Annotated in this window: 18 protein-coding genes; 7 read left to right on the forward strand and 11 right to left on the reverse strand. The window is 64.3% G+C overall.

From position 1 onward, the window contains the following. The first annotated feature begins 160 nt into the window (after positions 1-160). Entirely contained in the window at positions 161-1,510 is a 1,350-nt protein-coding gene (locus G9Q80_RS09495) for a sensor histidine kinase (protein WP_168246449.1), read from the forward strand. On the opposite strand, the gene ccmE is transcribed toward G9Q80_RS09495, so the two are convergent. Together ccmE and argC are read right to left on the reverse strand one after the other, a co-directional pair. Then, positions 1,489-1,938 (reverse strand): cytochrome c maturation protein CcmE, encoded by a 450-nt coding sequence (gene ccmE, locus G9Q80_RS09500; RefSeq protein ID WP_043139608.1) that lies wholly within the window; start codon positions 1,936-1,938, stop codon positions 1,489-1,491. The two genes, G9Q80_RS09495 and ccmE, sit on opposite strands and share 22 nt — an antisense overlap. Before the next feature lie 219 nt (positions 1,939-2,157). Then, entirely contained in the window at positions 2,158-3,186 is a 1,029-nt protein-coding gene (gene argC / locus G9Q80_RS09505; protein ID WP_088714961.1) for an N-acetyl-gamma-glutamyl-phosphate reductase, read from the reverse strand. 240 nt (positions 3,187-3,426) lie between these two features. Between argC and G9Q80_RS09510 the strand changes: the two genes are divergently transcribed. Next, entirely contained in the window at positions 3,427-4,170 is a 744-nt protein-coding gene (locus G9Q80_RS09510) for a DUF3592 domain-containing protein (protein ID WP_157903816.1), read from the forward strand. 24 nt (positions 4,171-4,194) lie between these two features. On the opposite strand, the gene G9Q80_RS09515 is transcribed toward G9Q80_RS09510, so the two are convergent. From G9Q80_RS09515 to G9Q80_RS09525, 3 genes are all read right to left on the reverse strand, one after another. Next, entirely contained in the window at positions 4,195-5,007 is an 813-nt protein-coding gene (locus G9Q80_RS09515) for a glutamate racemase (RefSeq protein WP_069211469.1), read from the reverse strand. 36 nt (positions 5,008-5,043) lie between these two features. Next, on the reverse strand, positions 5,044-5,940 hold the full coding sequence (locus G9Q80_RS09520) for a lysophospholipid acyltransferase family protein (RefSeq protein WP_088672265.1): 897 nt from the start codon (positions 5,938-5,940) through the stop codon (positions 5,044-5,046). Positions 5,941-6,054: 114 nt separating this feature from the next. Then, the gene (locus tag G9Q80_RS09525) at positions 6,055-9,474 is read right to left on the reverse strand and encodes an indolepyruvate ferredoxin oxidoreductase family protein (RefSeq protein WP_088714963.1); all 3,420 of its coding nucleotides are present in this window, start codon (positions 9,472-9,474) and stop codon (positions 6,055-6,057) included. A gap of 165 nt (positions 9,475-9,639) precedes the next feature. On the opposite strand from G9Q80_RS09525, the gene G9Q80_RS09530 reads away from it, so the two are divergent. From G9Q80_RS09530 to G9Q80_RS09540, 3 genes are all read left to right on the forward strand, one after another. Then, entirely contained in the window at positions 9,640-10,545 is a 906-nt protein-coding gene (locus G9Q80_RS09530) for a LysR family transcriptional regulator (protein WP_043139620.1), read from the forward strand. A gap of 583 nt (positions 10,546-11,128) precedes the next feature. Continuing rightward, positions 11,129-13,288, forward strand: coding sequence for a phosphoribosylformylglycinamidine synthase subunit PurL (purL, locus tag G9Q80_RS09535; RefSeq protein WP_088714964.1), 2,160 nt, complete (start codon positions 11,129-11,131; stop codon positions 13,286-13,288). Positions 13,289-13,359: 71 nt separating this feature from the next. Continuing rightward, entirely contained in the window at positions 13,360-14,046 is a 687-nt protein-coding gene (locus G9Q80_RS09540; protein ID WP_088714965.1) for a M48 family metalloprotease, read from the forward strand. A 5-nt stretch (positions 14,047-14,051) separates the two neighbouring features. On the opposite strand, the gene G9Q80_RS09545 is transcribed toward G9Q80_RS09540, so the two are convergent. Further along, a complete protein-coding gene (locus tag G9Q80_RS09545) occupies positions 14,052-15,191 on the reverse strand; it encodes a YhaZ family DNA alkylation repair protein (RefSeq protein ID WP_088714966.1) in 1,140 nt (379 codons plus the stop codon). Positions 15,192-15,195: 4 nt separating this feature from the next. Beyond that, positions 15,196-15,975, reverse strand: coding sequence for an SDR family oxidoreductase (locus tag G9Q80_RS09550; RefSeq protein WP_088714967.1), 780 nt, complete (start codon positions 15,973-15,975; stop codon positions 15,196-15,198). 130 nt (positions 15,976-16,105) lie between these two features. Here G9Q80_RS09550 and G9Q80_RS09555 point away from each other — a divergent pair, with 130 nt between their 5' ends. Then, positions 16,106-17,116, forward strand: a complete 1,011-nt coding sequence (locus G9Q80_RS09555; RefSeq protein WP_088714968.1) for a Hint domain-containing protein — start codon at positions 16,106-16,108, stop codon at positions 17,114-17,116. Here the strand turns inward: G9Q80_RS09555 and G9Q80_RS09560 are convergent. The 4 genes from G9Q80_RS09560 to G9Q80_RS09575 form a co-directional block, all read right to left on the reverse strand. Continuing rightward, positions 17,113-17,490 carry a nuclear transport factor 2 family protein gene (locus G9Q80_RS09560; protein ID WP_069211476.1) on the reverse strand — a complete coding sequence of 126 codons (378 nt, stop codon included), beginning with the start codon at positions 17,488-17,490 and terminating at the stop codon, positions 17,113-17,115. The two genes, G9Q80_RS09555 and G9Q80_RS09560, sit on opposite strands and share 4 nt — an antisense overlap. Positions 17,491-17,555: 65 nt before the next feature. Beyond that, positions 17,556-18,419 (reverse strand): agmatine deiminase family protein, encoded by an 864-nt coding sequence (locus G9Q80_RS09565; RefSeq protein ID WP_157903817.1) that lies wholly within the window; start codon positions 18,417-18,419, stop codon positions 17,556-17,558. A 76-nt stretch (positions 18,420-18,495) separates the two neighbouring features. Beyond that, positions 18,496-18,783: a hypothetical protein gene (locus G9Q80_RS09570; protein WP_043139638.1), complete on the reverse strand. Its 288-nt coding sequence runs from the start codon at positions 18,781-18,783 to the stop codon at positions 18,496-18,498. 112 nt (positions 18,784-18,895) lie between these two features. Next, on the reverse strand, positions 18,896-20,086 hold the full coding sequence (locus G9Q80_RS09575; RefSeq protein WP_157903818.1) for a Hint domain-containing protein: 1,191 nt from the start codon (positions 20,084-20,086) through the stop codon (positions 18,896-18,898). 256 nt (positions 20,087-20,342) lie between these two features. On the opposite strand from G9Q80_RS09575, the gene G9Q80_RS09580 reads away from it, so the two are divergent. Next, entirely contained in the window at positions 20,343-21,956 is a 1,614-nt protein-coding gene (locus tag G9Q80_RS09580; protein ID WP_088714971.1) for a peptide chain release factor 3, read from the forward strand. Positions 21,957-22,045: the final 89 nt, after the last annotated feature.

Below are 22,045 nucleotides of genomic sequence, written 5' to 3' on the forward strand. Positions count from 1 at the left end.
AACCTTAACAGGGCCCTAAGGCATGCCATCGGGCCCTGTTCATTCGGGTAGCATTCCGAATAACGCAAGTGACGCGGCCCAGGAGATTGCGTACCCTGAGCCATGTTTTATCGTGATCACAGCCGCATGTTCGCGCGGCCCAGGCGGAGAGACGCAGGACATGGCCCCGCTCCCCTCCCGTGACAATTATCAGACGCGGCTGGACGAGATGCGGCGCGCCGAATACGGATCCCCGCTCGAGATCGTGATCCGCTATGTCGTCATTGCCGTGGTGGTCTCCGTGCTGCTGCTAGTCATCGACCGGCAGATCGCCCTGGCCTGGGGTGCGGCTTACCTTGTCTTCGAAGGCGGGCTTGCCTTCCTGCTGCTGCGCCTGCGGACAGGTCCGGCGCCGTTGCGTTACTGGGGTGCGCTGGCCAGCTACGTTCTGGCCGGTTTCTCTTTCCTGGCGCTGCCGCTCTACCTGGTGTCCGTCCAGATGAACCCCGGAACGACCTTTGCAGGCGCTGCGGGTCTCGTGGGTTACGCGCTCTACACCCTGCAACGCCCGCAGCGCGAATCCGGGTTGCTGGTCGCCGATTGCGCTCTGGTCTCCATCATGATGCTGTCGCTCGTGGTGTTGCTGCAGCCACTTCTCGAGACCTGGACCGACCGGCTTCTGGTCGCCTTCGTCGCCCTGGCAGTGCTTGGCTACTACATCGGGTCGATGATCGTGGGTTGGCGGCTGCAGGCCGATCTGCGCACCGCGCAGAAACGCTATGCCAGTGCACAGATGGCCCGCGCCCTGGGTCAGTTCGTCGGCGGCGTCGCGCATGAATTCAACAACCAGCTGACCGTCGTCCTGGGCAACCTCGAACTGTTCGAGACCCTGCACGATGCCCGTGAACGCCAGGCTGCCATCGAAGAAAGCCGCGCCGCCGCCGGCCGCGCTGCGGTCACCGTCCGACAACTCATGGCGGCCAGCGGTCGCACCCGCCTGTCACCTGCCCCGATCCCGATGGAAGGGTTCCTCTTCGACCTGACAGAGGTCCTGAGCGACATGCTCGGCCCCGACATGCGGGTCGAGACCCAGCCGCCCGACGATCCGCTCGTGGCCCTGGCCGACCGCGACATGCTGGAAACCTGCGCCATTCAACTGTGCCTGAACGCGCAGGAGGCAACGGGCGGATACGGAACGATCCGCATCACCGCGGAACGTCGCGGCTCTGCCGGAGGGCTGGACCCCGCTCCCGAATCCCCTCCGCCCTACGTCGCGCTGATCGTCGAGGATGACGGACCGGGCGTGCCGGAAGAGGCCCTGCCGCGGCTTGCGGAGCCCTTCTACACCACCAAGCCTCCGCACGAAGGCAGCGGCCTCGGCCTGTCCTCCGTTGCCGGCTTTGCCCGCCAGTCCGGCGGCGGCATGATGCTGGACCGCCCGCTACGCGGCGGCTTGCGCGTGGTGCTCTACCTGGTCGAAACGCCCAACACGCCGAGCAAACCCGGTGCTCAGCTCTCGGGCTCCTGGTAGACGCCCTGTTCCTTCAGCGCATCGACCACTTCCTTGGGCATGTAGGTCTCGTCATGCTTGGCCAGGATCTCCGAGGCTTCGAACACGCCGTCCACATAGCGACCGGTGCCGACCATGCCCTGGTTCTCCTCGAAGAGGTCAGGCAGCACGCCAGTATAGACCACGGGCACCGTCGCCCCGCCATCGGTCACACTGAACCGGATCTGCTCACCCGCGCCCCGCACAAGGGACCCTTCCTCGACCAGCCCGCCGATGCGGAACACCTCGTTCGGAGCAGGCGGCTCTTCCATCACCTGGCTGGGCGAGCGAAAGAAGTTGATCCCGTCGCGCATGGCGTAACCGATCAGCCCGGTCGAGACGATCAGCGCCACGGCGGCCAGCGCAACGATCTGGATCCGCCTTTGTTTTTTGAGGGATTTCAGGGCCATGTGGATCCTCTTTCACCGCGTCGCGAAGCTATGCCGCAAATATAGAGAAACCACGGGCCCTTGGGGAGGGGTTTGCACAATTTGCCGCGCCTGCCGGCTTCTTTGGGCCAGAAATAGAAATACCTCCGGGAGGAGTTTGAGGAGGGCAGCGCCCTCCTCAAGGCCTGCGTGGCCTGAACGCAAACTCGCCTGTGCGCGCGGCCAGCGCGCTCCGCTGGATCAGGGGAAACAGGGCGCCAGCATCAACCCGGCGGTTTCCGCCTCGCCCAGCATCAGGTTGGCGTTCTGCAACGCCTGCCCCGAACTGCCCTTGCACAGGTTGTCAAGCGCGGCCACGACAATGGCCCTCCCCGGACGCCGGTCGCCGCTGACCCCGAGATGGCAAAAGTTCGAACCGCGCACATGGTGGGTCGAAGGGGTCTCGCCAAAAGGCAGCACCTCGACAAAGGGTTCATCCGCGTAGGCCGTGGTCAACGCGGCATGGATCGCCTGCGGATCGCCTTTCAGGTAGGCGGTCGCCAGGATGCCCCGGTTGAACGGGCCAAGGTGCGGGGTGAACTGGATCTCGACCGGGCGCCCCGCCAGGGCGCTGAACTCCTGGTCGAACTCGCCCAGGTGACGGTGCGTCCCGCCGACCGCATAGGCATTTGTGCCCTCCGACAGCTCCGCGTGCAGCAGGTTTTCCTTCAGCGACCGACCTGCGCCGCTGACGCCGCATTGCAGGTCCAGGATGATCTCGTCGAGGTCGATCAACCCGCCCGAGATCAGTGGCCGCAGGATGTATTGCCCGGTTGCCGCGTTGCAGCCCGTGCCCGCCACCAGCCGCGCGCTCTTGATCTGGTCGCGGTAGAACTCGGTCAGGCCATAGACCGCCTCGGCCTGCGTCTCCACGGCCACATGCGCATTGCCGTACCATTTCTCGTAGTCCGCCGGATCGCGCAGCCGGAAGTCCGCCGAGAGGTCGACGATCTTCACCGATTTCGGCAATTGCGAGATCACCTCCTGGCTGGTCTTGTGCGGCAGGGCGCAGAAACAAAGGTCGATCCCGGCAAAGTCGATCTGCTCCCAGGTCACGAGATCCGGCAGGTCCAGGTGGCGCAGGTGCGGAAAGACCTGGGCAAGGCTTTGGCCGGCCTTGGAATTGGCAGCCAGTGCCTTGATCTCGAACGAGGGGTGGGTGGCGAGCAGCCGGATCAGCTCGGCCCCGGTGTAGCCGGAGGCACCGATGATGGCGATGGAATGGGTCATGTCAGGTCACCTGCAGATTGGGGCGCACGGGTCGCACCGCGCGAAATGCGGGAAATAAAGGAGAAAGGCGCCGCCGAAGGGGACGGCTGGCGGGTCATCGTCGCAGGCGCAGGGCGTGAAAGGCGGTCATGACAGGGCTCCTCTGATCAAAGGCTATAGCCGCCCCCTCCCCTGCAATCAATGGCGAAAACCGGGGCTTGCACGGTTGATCCCCGGCGCGGGCGCCGCCAATATGCCGACATGGCACAGGTGGCAGGTGACAGACCCGTACCGCTCTGGCGGTTGTTCTGGCGGATGGGCGGATGGCTCACGCTGATCTTCGTGCTGATCCTCTCGATCCTGACCTTCATCAGCCACATCTCGTTGAACCTGGCGCATCGCTTTGACGCCGAGGGACGCGAGACCGCCGCCGATCTTCTGGACAAGTACCAGCGCGTCACCACCGACAGCGACGGCGATCGCGAAGTCACCTATTACTTCCAGCTCCGCTTCGAGACCAACAGGGGTGAGACGATCAACCTAACCCGCTCGGTCGGTTCCAGCCTCTATCGCAACAGTGACATCGGCGACCGCGTGCCGATCTGGTATCTTGAAAGCGCTCCCGACACGACCGAGCTGCGCCGAGGGGAAAATCGGACTGCCTCGGTCATCACGCGCTGGATTGCGCTGATCTTTGGCGTCGCGGCCCTGCTGGCCATGTGGTTTCCCGGACGAAAGGCCGTGGCCGCCGTGCGCGCCAGGCGCTACGGCACGCGCGAGACCGCGCGGGTGACGGGCACCAAGCGCACCAATTACCGCGTCAACAACCGCTATCGCTATCGACTGACCTGGGAAGAGCAAAACGGGCGCCACGGTGAAAGCCTGGCGTACAAGGAACACCAGTTGAGCCCCTACCAGCCTGGCCAGGAAATCACCGTCTACCAGGGGATCAAGCGCGCCTGGTGGTCCGGCGACGTGGGCGAACGGCCCGGCACATCAGAATAGCCCCGGACCGGACTGCGCCACCATTCAGGCCGCGTCGAAAGAAATCTTGCGGCGCAGGAACTGTGTTGCGTTCTGCGAGACCTTCAGCGGATTGCCCGTAGTCAGGAACCCGCTTTCCCTGCCCGGGCCCATCATGTCCGGATGCCGCTCCAGGTAGTCCGACAGCGACTCCGCCACGAGATTGGCCTGCGAATAGACCGACACATCCGGTCCCAACGCCTCCTGGAAGATGTCCTGCATCAGCGGATAATGCGTGCAGCCCAGGATCGCCGCCTCCGGGGCCGGCATCTTGCGTTTCAGCGCATCGACATGGCTGTGCACCAGCGCCTCGGCCAGGATCATGTCGCCTTCCTCGATGGCATCGACGAGACCGCCGCAGGCCTGCGCCTCGACATCGACGCCGATGGCGCGGAAAGCCAGTTCGCGCTGAAAGGCCCGGCTGCGCACGGTCGCCGGCGTGGCAAACAGCGCGACGTGTTTAACGGCCACTTCGCGCGGGGGCGAATTGTCGCCCCACTGGCGTTCGGTCAGCGCCTCGATCAGCGGGACAAAGACGCCCAGAACGCGCTTGTCGCGGGGAATCCAGCTTTCCTGCATCCGGCGCAGCGCCGCCGCAGAGGCGGTGTTGCAGGCCAGGATCACCAGGTCACAGCCCGCGTCCCACAACCGTTCCGTTGCCGCGCAGGTCAGGTTGTAGACATCGTCGGCATCGCGCACACCATAGGGCGCGTGCTTGTTGTCACCGAAATAGACAAAGGGCACATCCGGCAGGCGTTTCGATACCGCATCCAGCACCGTCAGCCCACCGAGGCCGCTGTCGAAGATCCCTACCGCCATGCTCTCGCGCTCCCGCCTGCCCTGCGGCGCGTCTTGTCAGTGGCGCGCCTTCGGCTTTTCCTTGTGTTTCTCTTCGAACTCGAACCCGTAGTCGTAGGACGCCAGGGGAGTCGGAGACAGCTCATAAGTGGCTTTGCGGAGGAAATCCATCATCGCGCGCGCATCCTTGGCCCTTGCGTCGATTTCCGCCCTCGGGATCGCCTCCCCGATGGCGACCCGCACGGGCGTGTCCACGCGTTTGCGGAATTCCTTGATCAACAGCCCCATGCGCAACGTCGTGTGCAGGTGGCTGGCCAGCTGGAACAGGCGCGAGGTGTGGCCGTCGAAATAGATCGGCACCACGGTCGCGTTGGACTTGGCGATCATGCGGGCCGTAAAGGTCCGCCAGCCCGGGTCCATCGGGCGGCCAAAGGGCTTGCCCGCCGTGGCCACGGTGCCGCCGGGAAAGATGCCGATGCATCCTCCACCCGCGAGATAGTCCAACGCCTCTTTCCGGGTCGCCAGGTTCTGCTGCACGGCTTCCTTCGTCTCTTCGAAACTGACGGGCAGCACGATCCGGTCCAGTTCTTCGGCCTTGCGAAAGATCTTGTGCGCCAGAATACGGAAATCGCCCCGCACGACGGACAGGATATGGCCCAGCATCAGCCCGTCGAGAATGCCGTAGGGATGGTTGGCGATGACAATCAGCGGCCCGTCCTTGGGCAGGTTGTCCAGGCTGCCGCCGACCACCTCGAGGCCCAGGCCATAGCGTTCGACCATGACCTGCCAGAAATCCCGCCCCTGCGCGACCTCATGTTCATAGCCTTCGGCCCGTCGGATCAGACCGATCCGGCCCGTGGCATTTTCCATCAGCCGGATCATGGCACGCCCGCCCCGGGTACTGGCCGAATAGCTGTACGAGATGTCACGGGCGATCTGACGCCGGTTCGGCATCGGCAACGGGTCCTTCTTGGTGTCGTGCGCCATTTTACTGTCGTTCGACCCTTGTGACCAGAATATGTGACATTCCGATGAAGCTTTCGTGACCCGGCGCGGGCGCCTTTTCCCTTACTCCGCCGCCTCCTTCAAGGGGCTTCCGCCTTGCCGAAGGACCGAAATCAGCTCTTCGCGCCGCTTGGCGGCCTTGGCCTCGTTGCCAGCCTTGACCGGACCGAAACCGCGGATTTGCAACGGCAATTCGGCCAGGGCAACCAGCGCATCCATTGTTTCAGGGCGTGCCTTGGGCAGCCACTCGGCCATGTCGGCCTCGTACTGCTTGATCAACGCGCGTTCCATGCGGCGTTCTTCGCTGCGGCCGAAGATGTCCAGCGGCGTGCCGCGCAGGCCCTTCAAGCGGGCCAGCAGGCGGAACCAGCGCAGCATCCCCTCGCCAAAGGTCTTTTTCACCGGGCGGCCGTCGGCACCGGTTTTCGACAGTATCGGCGGCGCAAGGTGAAAGGTCATCTTGAAGTCGCCGCCGAAGGTGCCCGCAGCCTTGTCGCGGGTCTCCAGCAGCAGGCGGGCGACCTCGTATTCGTCCTTGTAGGCAAGCAGCTTGTGATACCCCTTGGCGACGGCCTCTTTCAGACGCTTGTCCTCGATGGGATCGACCAGCTTGCGATAGCGTTTCGCCAGCCCCTTGCCCTGGTATTCCACCAGGTGGTCGGCGCGGAAGGCAATCTTTTCCTCGAGGCTTTTGGGTTTCGCCACCACCTTGGGCGTCAGCAGATCCCGCGCCTCTTGCGGGTACAGCACCGCCCAGCGGCCGATCTCGAAGGCGCGCAGGTTCTTGTCCACCGCGGCACCGTTCAGCTCCACAGCCTCGGCGATGGCGTCATGACCCAGCGGGATCAGCCCCTGCTGCCAGGCGGCGCCCAGGATCATCATGTTGGAAAAGATCGAGTCACCCAGCGTTGCGCGGGCCAGCTCCGAGGCATCGAAAAAGGCTACCCGGTCCTGAAGCCGCGCCTCGAGCGCGAGCCGCAACTGGTCGGTGGGCAGGGTGAATTCCGTATCGCGGGTGAAGTCCCCGGTGATGATTTCATGGCTGTTGACCACGGCGCCGGTCTGGCCGGTGCGGGTCAGGCCAAGCGTCTTGGACCCGGCAGAGACAACGAGGTCACCACCGATCAGCGCATGAGCCTCGCCGGTGGCGACGCGTACGGCGCTGATGTCTTCGGGGGTTTCGGCCAGCCGCAGGTGGATATGGACGGCCCCGCCCTTCTGCGCGAGGCCCGCCATCTCCATCATGGCCGCGCCCTTGCCGTCGATCTGCGCCGCTTGCGCCAGCACCGCGCCGATGGTCACCACACCTGTGCCGCCGACGCCGGTGATGACGATGTTATGCGTGCCGTCGATCCCGGGCATCTGCGGCACCGGCATGTCGGGCAGGTGCAGTTCCGTGGTTGCGGATTTCTTCACCTGCGCGCCTTCGAGGGTCACGAAGGAGGGACAGAACCCTTTGAGGCAAGAAAAGTCCTTGTTGCAGGCGCTCTGGTCGATCTCGCGCTTGCGGCCCAGTTCGGTTTCCTTGGGCGTGATGGCGACACAGTTCGACTGTACCCCGCAATCGCCGCAACCCTCGCAGACATCGGTATTGATAAAGACGCGCTGATCGGGATCGGGGAAATTTCCGCGCTTGCGGCGGCGGCGTTTCTCGGCGGCGCAGGTCTGGACATAGATGATGGCGGAAACGCCCTCTGTCTGGGCCATGCGCTTCTGCACGGCCTCCAGCTCGGCGCGTTCAAAGGTCTGCACGCCGTCCGGGAAGGAGGCAGGGTTCACCTCTTCCTTTTCATCGTAGACCACGGCGACGGCTTCGACACCCATCGCCTTGACCTCGGCGGCGATGCGCTGTGGCGTCAGCCCGCCCTCGTTCTTTTGCCCGCCGGTCATGGCGACCGCGTCGTTGAACAGGATCTTGTAGGTGATGTTTGTGCCAGCCGCCAAAGCGGCGCGGATCGCCTGCACACCCGAGTGATTGTAGGTGCCGTCACCGAGGTTCTGGAACACATGGCCGCGTTTCGAAAACGGCGCCTCGCCAATCCAGTTCGCGCCCTCGGCCCCCATGTGGGTAAAGCCAAGCGTCTCGCGATCCATCCACTGCACCATGTAGTGACAGCCGATGCCGGCATAGGCGCGGCTGCCCTCGGGCACCTTGGTCGATGAATTGTGCGGGCAACCGGCGCAGAAATAGGGCAGACGGGCGGCGATCTCGGGAAGGTTGTCGGCGCGTGCCGCTTCTTCGATCTGCGTCAGCCCGGCCTTGATCCGGTCGGTGCCGCGTCCCTCTTCGACAAAGATCTCGCCCAACTTGCGCGCGATCCATGTGGGGTCCAGCGCACCGCGGGTCGGGAACAGCTCATCGCGGTGCATCCCGCCTGCCCCGCCCTTGTACCAGCCATAGACGCGGCGGCCCTGGCGGTTGTCGAACAGCGCCTCCTTGATCTGCACCTCGATCAACTTGCGCTTTTCCTCGATGACCACAATCAGGTCGAGCCCCTCGGCCCAGTCGTAGAATCCCTGCATGTCCAGCGGAAAGACCTGCCCGACCTTGTAGGTCGTGATCCCCAGGCGTTCGGCCTCACCCTCGTCGATGCCCAGCAGCGACATGGCGTGCTGCAGGTCGAGCCAGTTCTTGCCCGCCGCCACGAGGCCGATCTTGGCACCGGGTTTGCCCCAGACGCGCTTGTCCATGCCATTGGCGCGCGAGAACGCCTCGGCAGCAAATCGCTTGTAGTCGATCATCCGCGCCTCTTGCGCGTGCGGCGTGTCCTGAAGGCGGATGTTCAACCCGCCCTCGGGCATGTCGAAGTCAGGCGTGACCAGTTGCACCCGGTCGGGGCGACCATCGACCACGGCTGTCGCCTCGATCGTGTCCTTCATCGTCTTCAGACCGACCCAGAGGCCGGAAAAGCGCGACAGCGCATAGCCGTATAGGCCGTAGTCCAGGATCTCCTGCACGCCGGCGGGCGACACGACCGGCATGTAGGCATCCACCAGCGCCCATTCGGACTGGTGCAGCACGGTCGAGGATTCGCCGGTGTGGTCGTCACCCATCGCCATCAGCACGCCGCCATGTTTCGATGTGCCCGCCATGTTGGCGTGGCGCATGGCATCGCCGGACCGGTCGACGCCCGGCCCCTTGCCGTACCAGAGGCCAAAGACCCCGTCGAATTTGCCCTCGCCGCGCAGCTCCGCCTGTTGACTGCCCCAGAGCGCGGTGGCGGCCAGGTCCTCGTTGAGGCCTTCCTCGAATTTCACGTCGGCGGCGCACAGGTATTTCTCGGCCCGGCGCATCTGCATGTCGACCGCGCCCAGCGGGGACCCCCGGTAGCCCGTGACATAACCCGCGGTGTTCAATCCGGCGGCCCGGTCGCGGGCCTTCTGGGTCAGCATCAACCGGACAAGGGCCTGGGTCCCGTTCAGCAAGACCTTGTCCTTGTCCAGGTCGAACCGGTCGTTCAGCGTAATCTGGTGCTTGCTCATCGCGCGCCTCCTAACGCAGAAGATATGTGCATTCAGGGTAAAATATAGGTCAGACTGTATGACCCGAACAGGGAAAATATTGCGAAAATGACGTGTTAGTCCCGTAAAGCCCTTAACAAACGCATTCTGTCGTATAATGAGACAGACAAACAAGACTGTGGCGATATGGATTGGGATAAGCTCAGAATATTTCACGCGGTTGCTGACGCAGGCAGCCTCACGCACGCGGGCGATACGCTTCACCTGTCACAATCGGCGGTGTCGCGGCAGATCCGTGCGCTCGAGGAATCACTGAACACCACCCTGTTCCACCGTCACGCCCGTGGTCTGATCCTGACCGAACAGGGCGAACTTCTGTTCGACGCGACCTCGTCGATGATCAAGCGGATCGACGCCGCCACCGCCCGCATCCGAGACAGCGAGGAAGAGGTCTTTGGCAAGCTGCGCGTGACCACGACGCATGGCTTTGGCGCCCTCTGGCTGGCACCGCGCCTTTTCAAGCTCTACGAGAAATACCCCGAGCTGAACATCGACCTGATGCTGGAGGAACGCGTGCTGGATCTTCCCATGCGCGAGGCCGACGTGGCCATCCGCATGAAGGAACCCAGCCAGGCCGACCTGATCCGCAAACGGCTGATGAGCATTCGGATGCGTCTTTACGCGTCGCCTCAGTACCTTGCGGCACATGGCGAGCCCAAGGCCCTGGAGGACATGCAGGGGCATCGGCTGATCTGCCAGAATCCGAATTCCGCGCAGGTAGCTTCGGGCAAGGCACTGGTCCAGGAGCTGCTGACCTACGATTTGCCGGCCACACTGACCGTGAACAACTATTTCGGCGTATTGCAGGCCGTGATCTCGAACCTCGGAATCGGCGTCTTGCCCGATTACATCATCGAGGATTTCCCGAATGTCGTACGCGTCCTGCCGGAGGTCGAGTCGGTCGAAGTGCCGGTGTTCCTTGCCTACCCGGAAGAGTTGAGACAATCCAAGCGCGTAGCCGCGTTCCGCGACTTCGTGCAGGAAGAAATCATGGCCCACCGCCGCCAGGTTCGCGCGATGGGAGACGACTGAACTCTCGCCAAACGGGCATAAATCACTGTGGTATGCGCATCACGCATAGCGGCAATGCTGCGCCTGCGACGTAAAATGGCTTGATCGAGTCAGTTCCGATGACATATTCGGCATGTGAACGATGAAACGCTCATTCGCGGTTCATCTTCATACCTCCCTGTTGGACTTCGGCCGAGCTTTGAGCTCGGCCTTTTTTTTGGCCCGACGGACAACGCCTGATTTCCCGCTATATCGTGTGGCGCCTGACACGACACTCGCTTGATCTGGGCCACATACCAACAGTTGACCATACGTCAATTACCGAAAGACCGTGAGATTTGCCCGCATTTTCATCACCCGTTCTGACAAATGGCCGAAAATTCACATCTCGGCATACTCCGGAATTGCACGCCAAGGGAGAGTGAAAGACAATTCGCTCCGCCAAGGGTTCGCTTTTGGAGCGCAGATCCGCCGGCTGCCCATCCCGCGGCCTTCGCACCTGCAGCATAACGCGCCTCCGCGCACATGCGCCGCAATCCGCCCCCTTTCCCTGCGTCTAGCCATCGCGTAAAGACCGCTCGACAGTGCAGACGGGGGACAAACGATGCAGGAACCGGCCATCACCGAAGAGCTGATCGAGGCGCACGGGATCAAGCCCGACGAATACGCCGAGATCCTGCGCATCCTGAATCGCGAACCCAGCTTTACAGAGCTGGGCATCTTCTCGGCCATGTGGAACGAACATTGTTCCTACAAGTCGTCCAAGATCCACCTCAAGAAACTGCCGACCACCGGCCCGCAGGTGATCTGCGGCCCGGGTGAGAACGCGGGCGTTGTGGACATCGGCGACGGTCAGGCCGTGGTCTTCAAAATGGAAAGCCACAACCACCCCTCTTACATCGAGCCCTACCAGGGTGCGGCCACCGGCGTGGGCGGCATCCTGCGCGATGTCTTCACGATGGGCGCACGGCCCATCGCAGCGATGAACTCGCTCAGCTTTGGCGAAAAGGACCACCCCAAGACACGACAGCTGGTGCATGGCGTGGTCGAAGGGATCGGCGGCTATGGCAATGCCTTCGGCGTCCCGACCGTGGGCGGCGAGGCCCGGTTCCACCCTGCCTACAACGGCAACTGCCTCGTGAACGCCTTTGCGGCCGGGCTCGCCGATGCGGACAAGATTTTCTATTCCGCCGCCAGCGGCGTCGGTCGCCCGGTGGTCTACCTGGGCGCCAAGACGGGCCGCGACGGCGTCGGCGGTGCCACGATGGCCAGTGCCGAGTTCGACGAGTCGATCGAGGAAAAGCGTCCCACCGTCCAGGTCGGCGACCCCTTCACCGAGAAACGCCTGATGGAAGCGACGCTGGAGCTGATGCAGACCGGCGCCGTGATCTCGATCCAGGACATGGGCGCGGCGGGCCTGACCTGCTCCGCGGTGGAAATGGGCGACAAGGGTCAGTTGGGAATCCGGCTGGATCTGGAAAACGTGCCCCAGCGCGAAACCAACATGACCGCCTACGAAATGATGCTCTCCGAAAGCCAGGAGCGGATGCTCATGGTGCTGGACCCCGCGAAAGAGGCCGAGGCCAAGGCCGTCTTCGACAAGTGGGACCTCGATTTTGCCATCGTTGGTGAAACGATCCCCGAGGATCGCTTCCTGATCATGCACAACGGTGAGTGCATGGCGGACATGCCGCTGTCGCGGCTGTCGTCCTCGGCCCCGGAATACGACCGCCCCTGGGAACCGACAGAGCCGCCCGCCCCCCTCGAGGACGTGCCGCAGGTCGACCCCGTGGACGCGCTGAAACTGCTGCTTGCCAGCCCCAACTACTGCTCGCGGTCCTGGATCTACGAGCAATACGACAGCCAGGTCATGGCCGACACCATGCGCGTGCCCGGCTTTGGCGCCGGTGTCATCCGCGTACACGGCACCGACAAGAAGCTGGCCTTCACCAGCGACGTGACCCCGCGCTATGTCCGCGCCAACCCGGTCGAGGGCGGCAAACAGGCAGTGGCAGAGGCCTGGCGCAACCTCTGCGCCGTGGGCGCAAGGCCGCTGGCCACCACCGACAACCTGAATTTCGGCAATCCCGAAAAGCCCGAGATCATGGGGCAATTCGTCGGCGCGCTGGACGGGATCGGGCAGGCTTGCCTTGCGCTGGACATGCCGATCGTCTCGGGCAACGTCTCGCTTTACAACGAAACCGATGGCCAGGGCATCCTGCCGACGCCCACCATCGGCGCCGTGGGCCTGATCGCCGCCGATGAGGAACCGATCCTCGACTATGCACGCGACGGCCATGTCGCCCTTCTGGTCGGCGAGACCAAGGGCCACCTCGGCCAGTCTGCCCTGCTTTACGAGGTGTTCCACCGCGAGGACGGCGATGCACCGGCGGTCGACCTGGCCGCCGAAAAGGTGGCCGGAGAATTCATCCGCGCCAACCGGGACTGGATCCGCTGCTGTACCGACCTTTCGGATGGCGGGCTGGCGCTGGCGGCCTTCGAGATGGCCGCAGCCTCGGGCGTGGGCGTGCAGATCGACACCGACGACACCGCCACGCTCTTTGGAGAGGACCAGGGCCGCTACCTGGTCTCCTGCAACTTCGACTCGGCAGAGGCGCTGATGATCGCCGCAGGCCAGGCCGGCGTGCCGATCAGTGCCGTGGGCCGCTTTGCCGGCGACACGGTACGCTTTGGCAAGTCCGAAGCGCCGTTGGCAGAGCTGGCAGACCTGTCCAAGGGGGCGCTGGAACAGCATTTCGGCTGACCCGGGGCAAATGACGGAAAACGGGGGAACGCCACCTTTCCGCGGGCAGCGTTCCGCCCCATATTCCCCTCATGCTGAAGCTGACCCCGATCCTGCTCGCCCTGGCCTACGGGCTGATCTACTACCGCTTTTCCGCCTGGCGCACGGCGAAAGAGCTGGATGCCCAGTCGACGGAACTGGCCGACCCACGGCTGAAGCGGTTGACCGACCGCATGGCCGACGCGCTGGACCTGCCGCGCATTCGCGTGAACATCTACGAGATCGACCCGATCAACGGGCTGGCGGCACCGGACGGGCGGATTTTCATCACGCGCGGCTTCTATCGCAAGTACCAGCAGGGCGAAGTCAGCGCCGAGGAACTGGCCAGCGTGATCGCCCACGAACTGGGACACGTAGCCCTTGGGCACACGCGGCGCCGGATGATCGACTTTTCCGGCCAGAACGCGCTGCGGACCGCGCTGGCGATGGTCCTGGGACGTATCCTGCCGGGCATCGGCGTCTTGATCGCCAACGGGCTGGCCTCGCTTCTGGCGGCACGTCTGTCGCGCTCTGACGAGTACGAGGCCGACGCCTATGCCGCCGCCCTGCTGACCAAGGCCGGGATTGGCGTGGCGCCGCAGAAATCGCTGTTCAGCAAACTGGAAGACCTGACCAGGACGCGTGCGGGCGCCGTGCCTGCATGGCTGATGTCACACCCCAAGACATCCGAGCGGATCAAGGCGCTGGAAGTGCTGGAGGCGCGCTGGGAACAGGCCTGAGCCGCTCAGGCCGTCAGCTCGAACGCCGCCTCGGCCACGTCCTGCCCGTTGACCTGCACGGTGATCCCGTGAGGGCCGGGGTGCAGGGTGTAGGTGGTTGCATTTCCCTTGAGCGCGTGTCGCTTGGACAGGCGCAGCGGCTTGCCCGGGGTCAGCTTGCCGGTTTTCAGCTTGTAAACCTTTTCCGCCGTGCCCTTGGGACGGTTGAACCGCAGGCGATAATCCACGAGCACCGGCAGCGCCTCGTCCGCCTCCAGCACCACGTCGAATTCCAGCGTGTCGCCGATGCGCAGGCAATCGGCCAGCCCATCGATCCGCGCCCGGACATGTCCGGGGCGATAGCCCAGCAGCTCCAGCGCCGGGCCCTCGCCCCGCTTGACCGCCGTGCGCAGGGCGTGGCGGGTGATCCAGTCCATTTCCCTGGCATCCTGCCGCCCCTGCGACTGCCAGTCCCGCAGTCGCGCCACCACCCGGTCCGGCATGACTTTCGACAGGTCGTTCATGTGGTTGGCGACCGAACGCGTGACATAGCGCGTGGGGTCCGCGTGCAGCCGGTCAAGAAACCGCAGCGGCACCGCCGGGTCCAGCGTGATGTTCGCGGCCCAGGGCAGACGCGGGCGCGTGCCCTCGCTGACCAGCCGGCGGACGTGATAGTTTTCGTCCCCCGCCCAATGATCCAGCCGGGCCAGTGTCGCGTCCGGCCAACGGTTGATGAAGGGGCGAATGTAGAACTCCATCGAGAACCGCTTTGTCGCCTCGTAGATCAGGTCCAGCGCACGGTCGTGGTGATCCTCCAACCCGTGCCGCACCGCCAGCATACCGGGCACGGCGTGGATGAACCGGCCGAAATCGTCATCGGTCAGCGCCGGGTCCAGGGGCGGCGGCAAGGCCGCCTCCAGTGCTTCTGCCATCGCGGGAAAAGATGCGGGCAACTGCCGCTCGACACAGGTGGCGATCCAGTCCAGCCGCTCGAGCAGGCCGCGCCCGTCCAGGCCGCCGACCGCCTCCCGGTGGAAACGATCGGCATCGAACCCTGGCAAGGCAGCATAGTCCTGCGCGAGGTCGCGCAGGCTGTCCGCGTTGAACAACTGATCTGCAAGGGAAAACCCCGCGCCGCCGCCCTGCCCGTCCGGTCCGCGTGCCATGTGATTACATGGTCATGTTGCTGGCGCCGCCATCCAGCAGGATGTTCTGGCCGACGATGAACCCGGAGTGCTGCGAGCAGAGAAAGGCGCACATCTTGCCGAATTCCTCCGGCGTGCCGTAGCGGCCCGCCGGGACGGTGGCATAGCGTTCGGCGCGGGCCTCGTCGATCGAGATCCCCGCCGCCTTGGCGCGCGCGCCGTCCAGTGCATCGGCCCGGTCGGTGGCATGGAACCCCGGCAGCAAGTTGTTGACGATCACCCCGTCCGGCGCCACCTGCCGCGCGGTGCCCGCGACATAGCCGGTCAGCCCGGTGCGGGCGGAATTGGACAGGCCCAGAACCGCCACCGGCGCCTTGACCGAGACCGAGGTGATGTTGACGACCCGGCCCCAACCCTTGTCAATCATCTTGGGCATCAGGGCCGTCATCAGCGCGATCGGCGTCAGCATGTTGGCGTCCAGCGCCTTGATGAAATCCTCACGCCCCCAGTCGGACCACATGCCCGGCGGCGGGCCGCCCGCGTTGGTCACCAGGATGTCGACGTCGCCCGCCTCTTCCAGAACCTCTGCACGGCCCTCTTCCGACACGATGTCCGCCGCGACTGTCTTGATCGAGACCTGGTAGCGATCCCGCAGGTCCTGGGCGGCTTCCTCCAGCGCATCGGCGCCGCGCGCGTTCATCACGAGATCGACGCCCGCCTCTGCCAGCGCCTCGGCGCATCCGCGCCCCAGCCCCTTGGACGAGGCGCATACCAGCGCCCGCTTGCCGCGAATTCCCAGATCCATGTTCCGCTCCCTGTTCCTGTTTCCCAATTGCCGACAAAACGCCGGAGATGGGACTATTTGAAGACACATTGTGCTGGCATACAATGGCCGACCGCGTCTATCCAGTGACCATCGCCCTTGTGAAAGACCCATGCCCCAGACCGATCCCGCCCGCGCCACGCAAAGCCTGCAGGTCTACCGCGCCGATGCGCTGCGGGTCGTGAACGGTGCCAACCTGGGCGATCCCATCGGCTTTGCCGAGGAACTGGTGCATGACGACATATACCGACTTTCGCCCCTGGCAGCGCTGAAACCGCTGACCGTCGAAACCGGAGCGACGCCGCCCTTTCGCATCTCTGCCGGCAGTGCCCTGGGCACCTTCGGCGCCGACCTGCACCTGGATTGTTGCGTGACCTTCATGTCCGGCGACGGCCAGACGACCGAGGCGCTGGTGCTGGTCGAAACCGATGCCGAGGGCAATGCCGCAGAGGTTTACCTGCTGCCGCTGGCGCCGATGACGGCCCGGGCGGATTACGTCCTTGTCGGCGTGGATTGCGACGGCGCCCTGCAACGCTATGCGCAGGTGGCCTGCGTATCCTTCACCGCCGGGACAATGATCACGCTGGCCGACGGCGCGCAGCGCGCGGTCGAGCAGCTGACGGTCGGCGACCGCATCCTGACCCGCGACGACGGCCCGCAGCCGATCCGCTGGATCGGTCACCAGACTGTGCGCGCCGTGGGTGCCTTCGCCCCGATCTGTATCCGCGAAGGCGTGTTGAACAACACCCGTGACCTGCTGGTCTCGCCCGACCACCGCCTGTTCATCTACCAGCGCCGCGATCACCTGGGCGCCGGCCGGTCGGAATTGCTGGTCCGCGCCCGCCATCTCGTGAACGGCGACACCGTGGCCCGGCGCAAGGGCGGTTTCGTGGACTACTACCAGATGCTCTTTGACACTCATCAGATCATCTATGCCGAAGGAATCGCCGCGGAATCCATGCTGGTCGATACACGCACCCGCGCCGCGCTGCCCAAGGATCTCGAAGTTGCCGACCTGTTGCCCGGCCACCGCCGCAGCGATCCCCGGGCGCTGGAGGTCGAAGAACAATTATTGGCCCGCCCCGACGCAGCCGAGGTTCTGCGCAAGTCCTCTGGCGGCTAGGCGGCGGTGGTGTAGTAGAATTCCTCGCGCACGATCCGGCCGCCGGCGACGGTGTAGATCGCGACCTCCTTCATCGCGTCCACGTCGCCCGTGGCCTTGTTCCTTGCCTTGATGTCGAAGATCACCGCGAAACTGCCTTCGCCGTGGACATAGGGGCCGTCGACAACCCCTTCGATCACCTCGAAATTCTCGGACCACCAGGCATGTTTGCCCTTGATCCCGTCCAGCCCGTGCGTTTCGGCGCTGTCGGCCCCCGGCATCGTCATTGCCTCGACCGAAACGGCGTCGGCGGCATAGAGCTTGTCGAGATTTTCCAGTTCGCGCCCTTCGCGGCAGCCCGCGACGAGCTCCTGTGCTATTGCCTTGAAATCCATGTCACCCTCCCAAATGTTCACTATACGTTCACACTGCCATGCCCATGTAACAGCGGCAAGACAAATCACCGCCCTTCCGGCGCAGTGGCAAAGATCGAGGCGGTCAGGCAGTGCAGCGCACCGCCCAGCCCCTCTGTCATCGCGGGGATCGGCACCGGGTCGAACCCGGCTTCGCGCAGCAGGTCCGCCCGAGTCTTGGCCAGCGGGTCGGCCTGGTCGAACTCCGGCACCAAAAGGCGACGGTCCAGCTGAACCCAGTTGAGCGGGCTGTTGAACCCGTCCGTCGCCACGCAGGGCAGCGGCAGGATGGACACCTGCGGGCATGTTTCGGCCAGTCGGGCGCGCATCTCGGCACTGACCTCGCGCGCCTCGGGGGTATCGTCCCGAGCGCAGATCGCACAAAGTCCCGGCCCCAGGAACCGCAACATGCAATCGGCATGGGCGCTGATGTCGTCCGGAAAGGGCGTCAGGAACTGCCAGTGATCGAGGCCAAGCTGGCGCCCGGTCTCGACCAGAACCTCGGGGTCCTCCAGCCCGTTTTCACGCAGGACATCGGTCGTGGAAAACCCCTTGCCCTCTGGCCCGCCGACCAGGTTGCCGCCCGCCACGATATGGCACGTCACCTCCTGCACCCCGGGCAGGATGGTCTCGAACAGGGCGTGGTCGCGCTTGCGGTCCCCTTCGGGCCGCGCAGGCCGCACGAGGCAGATGCCATCCCCCTCGGCAACGGCGATCGGCGCATGATCCCGCAGCCAGGGGCTGTCGAATGCGCCAGACACGATGCCGAAGTGGTCGGGATGCTCCGTTGTCGCGATAAACTCGCGGGCGCTTGCCGGATCAGGTGTGATCAGGATCACGCCACACTGGCGCGCCGCAGTACGGGCGACGGCCTCAAGGGCCTCGCGCACGTCGAAGCGCCAGTAAGGCACGCATAACGCGTCAGGCAGGGCATAATCCGGCACAAGGCACCGTGTGCCGCCCATCACACGCCGCCCGCGCGCAGGATCAGTCGCCGATCCTTGTCCGGTTCACCCGGATCCCACTGGGTGTCCTCAGTTGGCCGCCGTCGATGCGGGCGCCGGTGGTCAGGCGCTTGCCGATGGTGGTCCGGCCCGGAACGCGGATCTTGCTGCTGCGGTCGATGCGGATCTGCGTGCGGCCCTGCGTCCGCCCCGGAATGCGGTCAGGCAGCTTGCCGTCCTGAGCGGCAACGGGCAGCGCGCTGAGCGGCACCGAAACGAAAGCACAGAGCGCCCGATTGAGGCGCGATTTAATGCGCGACGAGTCCGACATGAAAGAACCTCCTTCTGAAATGGTCCCGTCAGGATAGCCTTCAACTGCATTTCTGCCAATGACGACGCACTGGCCCGTCGAAACCGGCAAGAACTCACCGGAATCGTGCCGATCAGGCCGCCCCGGAAATCCCCAGCCTCTGCCGAAGGGCAAGCGGCACGTGGCGCGCGGCGCTGATCCGCGGCAGCGGGCTTTCGGGGATCGCTCGATCCTCGCCGTAGAGATCCAGGTACTCGGCGTGATTGTCGAAACGCCGCCGCGTGGCATAATCGACGAAACTCTCTGCCGGGGCGCCATTGGCCAGGATCACATCATGGGCCTTGGTCTCGACATGGTAGACGGTGAACCGGTCGGGCGTCTCGGACAGCGGCACCCAGTCGATGCTGCCGCCGTTCACCAGCGCCGCGGCAGTGATGACCAGACCGTCCAGCACCATGCCATGATCGCCGGTCACGCAGAGATCCGAATGATTGCCCAGCACCCCGGATGCGATGCGAACCAATTGCGCCTTTTCCCCGGCAAAGCGCTTTACGACGGTCTGCCGCCCGATCCAACGAACCTCGACCGCAGCCCCTTCTGCGGTCAGCACCATGTCACCGGCGTTCAAGGTCTCAACCGCAACCTCGCCCTGCGGCGTGGCGATCAGGGTGCCCTCCGCGAAACAACTGATGTTGGCGTCCTGTGTGGCGTAGGTGGTACCGTTCACATTGGGGTTCGTGTGGTCGACCGGGTCGATGTTCCCGGTCCAGTTGGCGGGATCGTCCAGCCCGGTAAGGTCCGTGCCGGTGAACATGTAGTTGTCCGCCCCCGCCGGCGTGCCGATGATATTCGACAGAACAGGTGAGGGGTCAGGCGTGCCGGCCAGATACGTGTCCATCGCGGTCCGGCTGACGCCGTATACCGCGATGTCCGAGAAGTTCTCGTCCCAGGCGTCCCGCGAGTTGATCGCCGCGATCACCTGGTTGCCGGACACGGCCATGAGGGTTTCCGCGTTGTTGTTGGTCCAGGTGGCCGCACTGCCCAAGGTCAGGCCCGAGACCGATCCGCCCGACGGATCCTGCAGGATCGTGAAGGTGTTGGCGGTCGCTGAAAACTCGGCGATCGTGACCCGGTCCAGCGGACTGAGACCGCCGGCACCGACCGTATAGGTGAAACCCGCGGGCGTCGTGTCGGCATCCCAGAACTGGATCTGTTCACCCGGAGCCACGGCCTGGGTCACCACGAATGAAAAGGATTCCGCATAAGGCGCGTTGGCATCGGTAATGACGGCGGTGAAATAAAGAGAGCCGGGATTGAGTGTCATGGAATGGCCTATGCGTCTGATTTTCGAGGGAGCAATCCCGCCAACGCAAGTCGAAAGCCGGACGGACATGGCGACCTGATGGCCATATCACGCGAAAGGATAACCGCGGCAACTTGAGGCGCATACGGTTAACACTCGACATTGACGTAACGTCACCCTATCCGTCCTACCGCCGTGCCGCGCCTTCGCCACTCATGCCCAGCGCGTCGTCCAAGCATGGATTGTGCCTGCGGGAAATCCGCTGTAATTCGCGTCCATGCTGGACACCAACCGCCCCCAACTGCCGCCCGAAATCGCCCGCCGCCGGACCTTTGCGATCATCTCGCACCCGGACGCCGGCAAGACGACCCTGACGGAGAAATTCCTTCTGTATGGCGGCGCCATCCAGATGGCCGGACAGGTGCGCGCCAAGGGCGAGGCGCGGCGCACGCGGTCGGACTTCATGCAGATGGAAAAGGACCGGGGCATTTCCGTCTCGGCCTCGGCCATGTCCTTCGACTTTGCCAGCAAGGAGCGGAACTTCCGCTTCAACCTGGTGGACACGCCCGGCCACAGCGACTTTTCCGAGGATACCTACCGCACGCTGACGGCGGTAGACGCGGCGGTCATGGTGATCGACGGGGCCAAGGGCGTCGAAAGCCAGACCCGCAAGCTGTTCGAGGTCTGCCGCCTGCGTGACCTGCCGATCCTGACCTTCTGCAACAAGATGGACCGCGAGGCGCGCGACACCTTCGAGATCATCGACGAGATCCAGGAAAACCTGGCCATCGACGTGACCCCCGCCAGCTGGCCCATCGGCATGGGGCGCGATTTCCTCGGCTGTTACGACATGCTGAACGACCGGCTGGAGCTGATGGACCGCGCCGACCGCAACAGGGTGGCGGAAAGCATCGCGATGGAGGGTCTGGATGACCCCAGGCTCGACGAACACATCCCCGCCAACCTGCTGGAACAGCTCCGCGAAGAGGTCGAGATGGCGCGAGAGCTCTTGCCCGCGCTGAACCCTCAGTCGGTACTGGAAGGGCACATGACCCCGATCTGGTTCGGATCGGCGATCAACTCCTTCGGCGTCAAGGAACTGATGGACGGCATCGGCACCTACGGGCCGGAACCTCAGGTACAACAGGCCACCCCGCGCGAAATCGCGCCGGAGGAAAAGAAGGTCGCCGGGTTCGTTTTCAAGGTGCAGGCCAACATGGACCCCAAGCACCGAGACCGCGTGGCCTTTGTGCGGCTTGCCTCGGGGCATTTCACCCGCGGGATGAAGCTGACCCATGTGCGCACCAAGAAACCGATGGCGATCTCCAACCCCGTGCTGTTCCTGGCCTCTGACCGGGAATTGGCGGAAGAGGCCTGGGCCGGCGACATCATCGGCATTCCCAACCACGGGCAGTTGCGCATCGGCGACACGCTGACCGAGGGCGAGATGCTCAAGGTCTCGGGCATTCCGTCCTTTGCGCCGGAACTGCTGCAAGGCGTTCGCGCGGGCGATCCGATGAAGGCCAAGCACCTGGAAAAGGCGCTGATGCAATTCGCCGAGGAAGGTGCGGCAAAGGTCTTCAAACCCATGATCGGCTCGGGTTTTGTCGTGGGTGTCGTGGGCGCCCTGCAATTCGAGGTGTTGGGCAGCCGGATCGAGCTGGAATACGGTCTGCCGGTGCGGTTCGACGCCTCGCAGTTCACCTCGGCCCGCTGGGTGACCGGCGAAAAGGCCGCGGTGGAAAAGTTCATCAACGCCAACAAGCAGCACATCAGCTATGACCATGACGGTGACGTGGTCTACCTGACGCGTCTGCAATGGGACATCGACCGGATCGAACGCGACTACCCGGACGTGACCCTGAGCGCGACCAAGGAGATGATGGTGTAACTTTCGCGTCTCATCGCGAAAGTTACGGTGGGCAAAGGTGTCCTTTCCGTCAGGAAAGGATCACCGCCCACACCCCTCCATTCCGGGTG

Source organism: Mameliella sp. LZ-28 (assembly GCF_012274245.1).
In the GTDB taxonomy this organism is placed as follows: Bacteria; Pseudomonadota; Alphaproteobacteria; order Rhodobacterales; family Rhodobacteraceae; genus Antarctobacter; species Antarctobacter albus.

What these genes read in the sequence shown, in the direction of transcription:
- argC (WP_088714961.1), bottom strand. Translation starts at nt 3,186, where the DNA reads ATGACCCATTCCATCGCCATCATCGGTGCCTCCGGCTACACCGGGGCC.
- G9Q80_RS09580 (WP_088714971.1), top strand. Translation starts at nt 20,343, where the DNA reads ATGCTGGACACCAACCGCCCCCAACTGCCGCCCGAAATCGCCCGCCGC.
- G9Q80_RS09545 (WP_088714966.1), bottom strand. Translation starts at nt 15,191, where the DNA reads ATGGCACGCGGACCGGACGGGCAGGGCGGCGGCGCGGGGTTTTCCCTT.
- G9Q80_RS09570 (WP_043139638.1), bottom strand. Translation starts at nt 18,783, where the DNA reads ATGTCGGACTCGTCGCGCATTAAATCGCGCCTCAATCGGGCGCTCTGT.
- G9Q80_RS09525 (WP_088714963.1), bottom strand. Translation starts at nt 9,474, where the DNA reads ATGAGCAAGCACCAGATTACGCTGAACGACCGGTTCGACCTGGACAAG.
- ccmE (WP_043139608.1), bottom strand. Translation starts at nt 1,938, where the DNA reads ATGGCCCTGAAATCCCTCAAAAAACAAAGGCGGATCCAGATCGTTGCG.
- G9Q80_RS09530 (WP_043139620.1), top strand. Translation starts at nt 9,640, where the DNA reads ATGGATTGGGATAAGCTCAGAATATTTCACGCGGTTGCTGACGCAGGC.
- G9Q80_RS09575 (WP_157903818.1), bottom strand. Translation starts at nt 20,086, where the DNA reads ATGACACTCAATCCCGGCTCTCTTTATTTCACCGCCGTCATTACCGAT.
- G9Q80_RS09540 (WP_088714965.1), top strand. Translation starts at nt 13,360, where the DNA reads ATGCTGAAGCTGACCCCGATCCTGCTCGCCCTGGCCTACGGGCTGATC.
- purL (WP_088714964.1), top strand. Translation starts at nt 11,129, where the DNA reads ATGCAGGAACCGGCCATCACCGAAGAGCTGATCGAGGCGCACGGGATC.
- G9Q80_RS09520 (WP_088672265.1), bottom strand. Translation starts at nt 5,940, where the DNA reads ATGCCGAACCGGCGTCAGATCGCCCGTGACATCTCGTACAGCTATTCG.
- G9Q80_RS09555 (WP_088714968.1), top strand. Translation starts at nt 16,106, where the DNA reads ATGCCCCAGACCGATCCCGCCCGCGCCACGCAAAGCCTGCAGGTCTAC.
- G9Q80_RS09550 (WP_088714967.1), bottom strand. Translation starts at nt 15,975, where the DNA reads ATGGATCTGGGAATTCGCGGCAAGCGGGCGCTGGTATGCGCCTCGTCC.
- G9Q80_RS09510 (WP_157903816.1), top strand. Translation starts at nt 3,427, where the DNA reads ATGGCACAGGTGGCAGGTGACAGACCCGTACCGCTCTGGCGGTTGTTC.
- G9Q80_RS09515 (WP_069211469.1), bottom strand. Translation starts at nt 5,007, where the DNA reads ATGGCGGTAGGGATCTTCGACAGCGGCCTCGGTGGGCTGACGGTGCTG.
- G9Q80_RS09560 (WP_069211476.1), bottom strand. Translation starts at nt 17,490, where the DNA reads ATGGATTTCAAGGCAATAGCACAGGAGCTCGTCGCGGGCTGCCGCGAA.
- G9Q80_RS09495 (WP_168246449.1), top strand. Translation starts at nt 161, where the DNA reads ATGGCCCCGCTCCCCTCCCGTGACAATTATCAGACGCGGCTGGACGAG.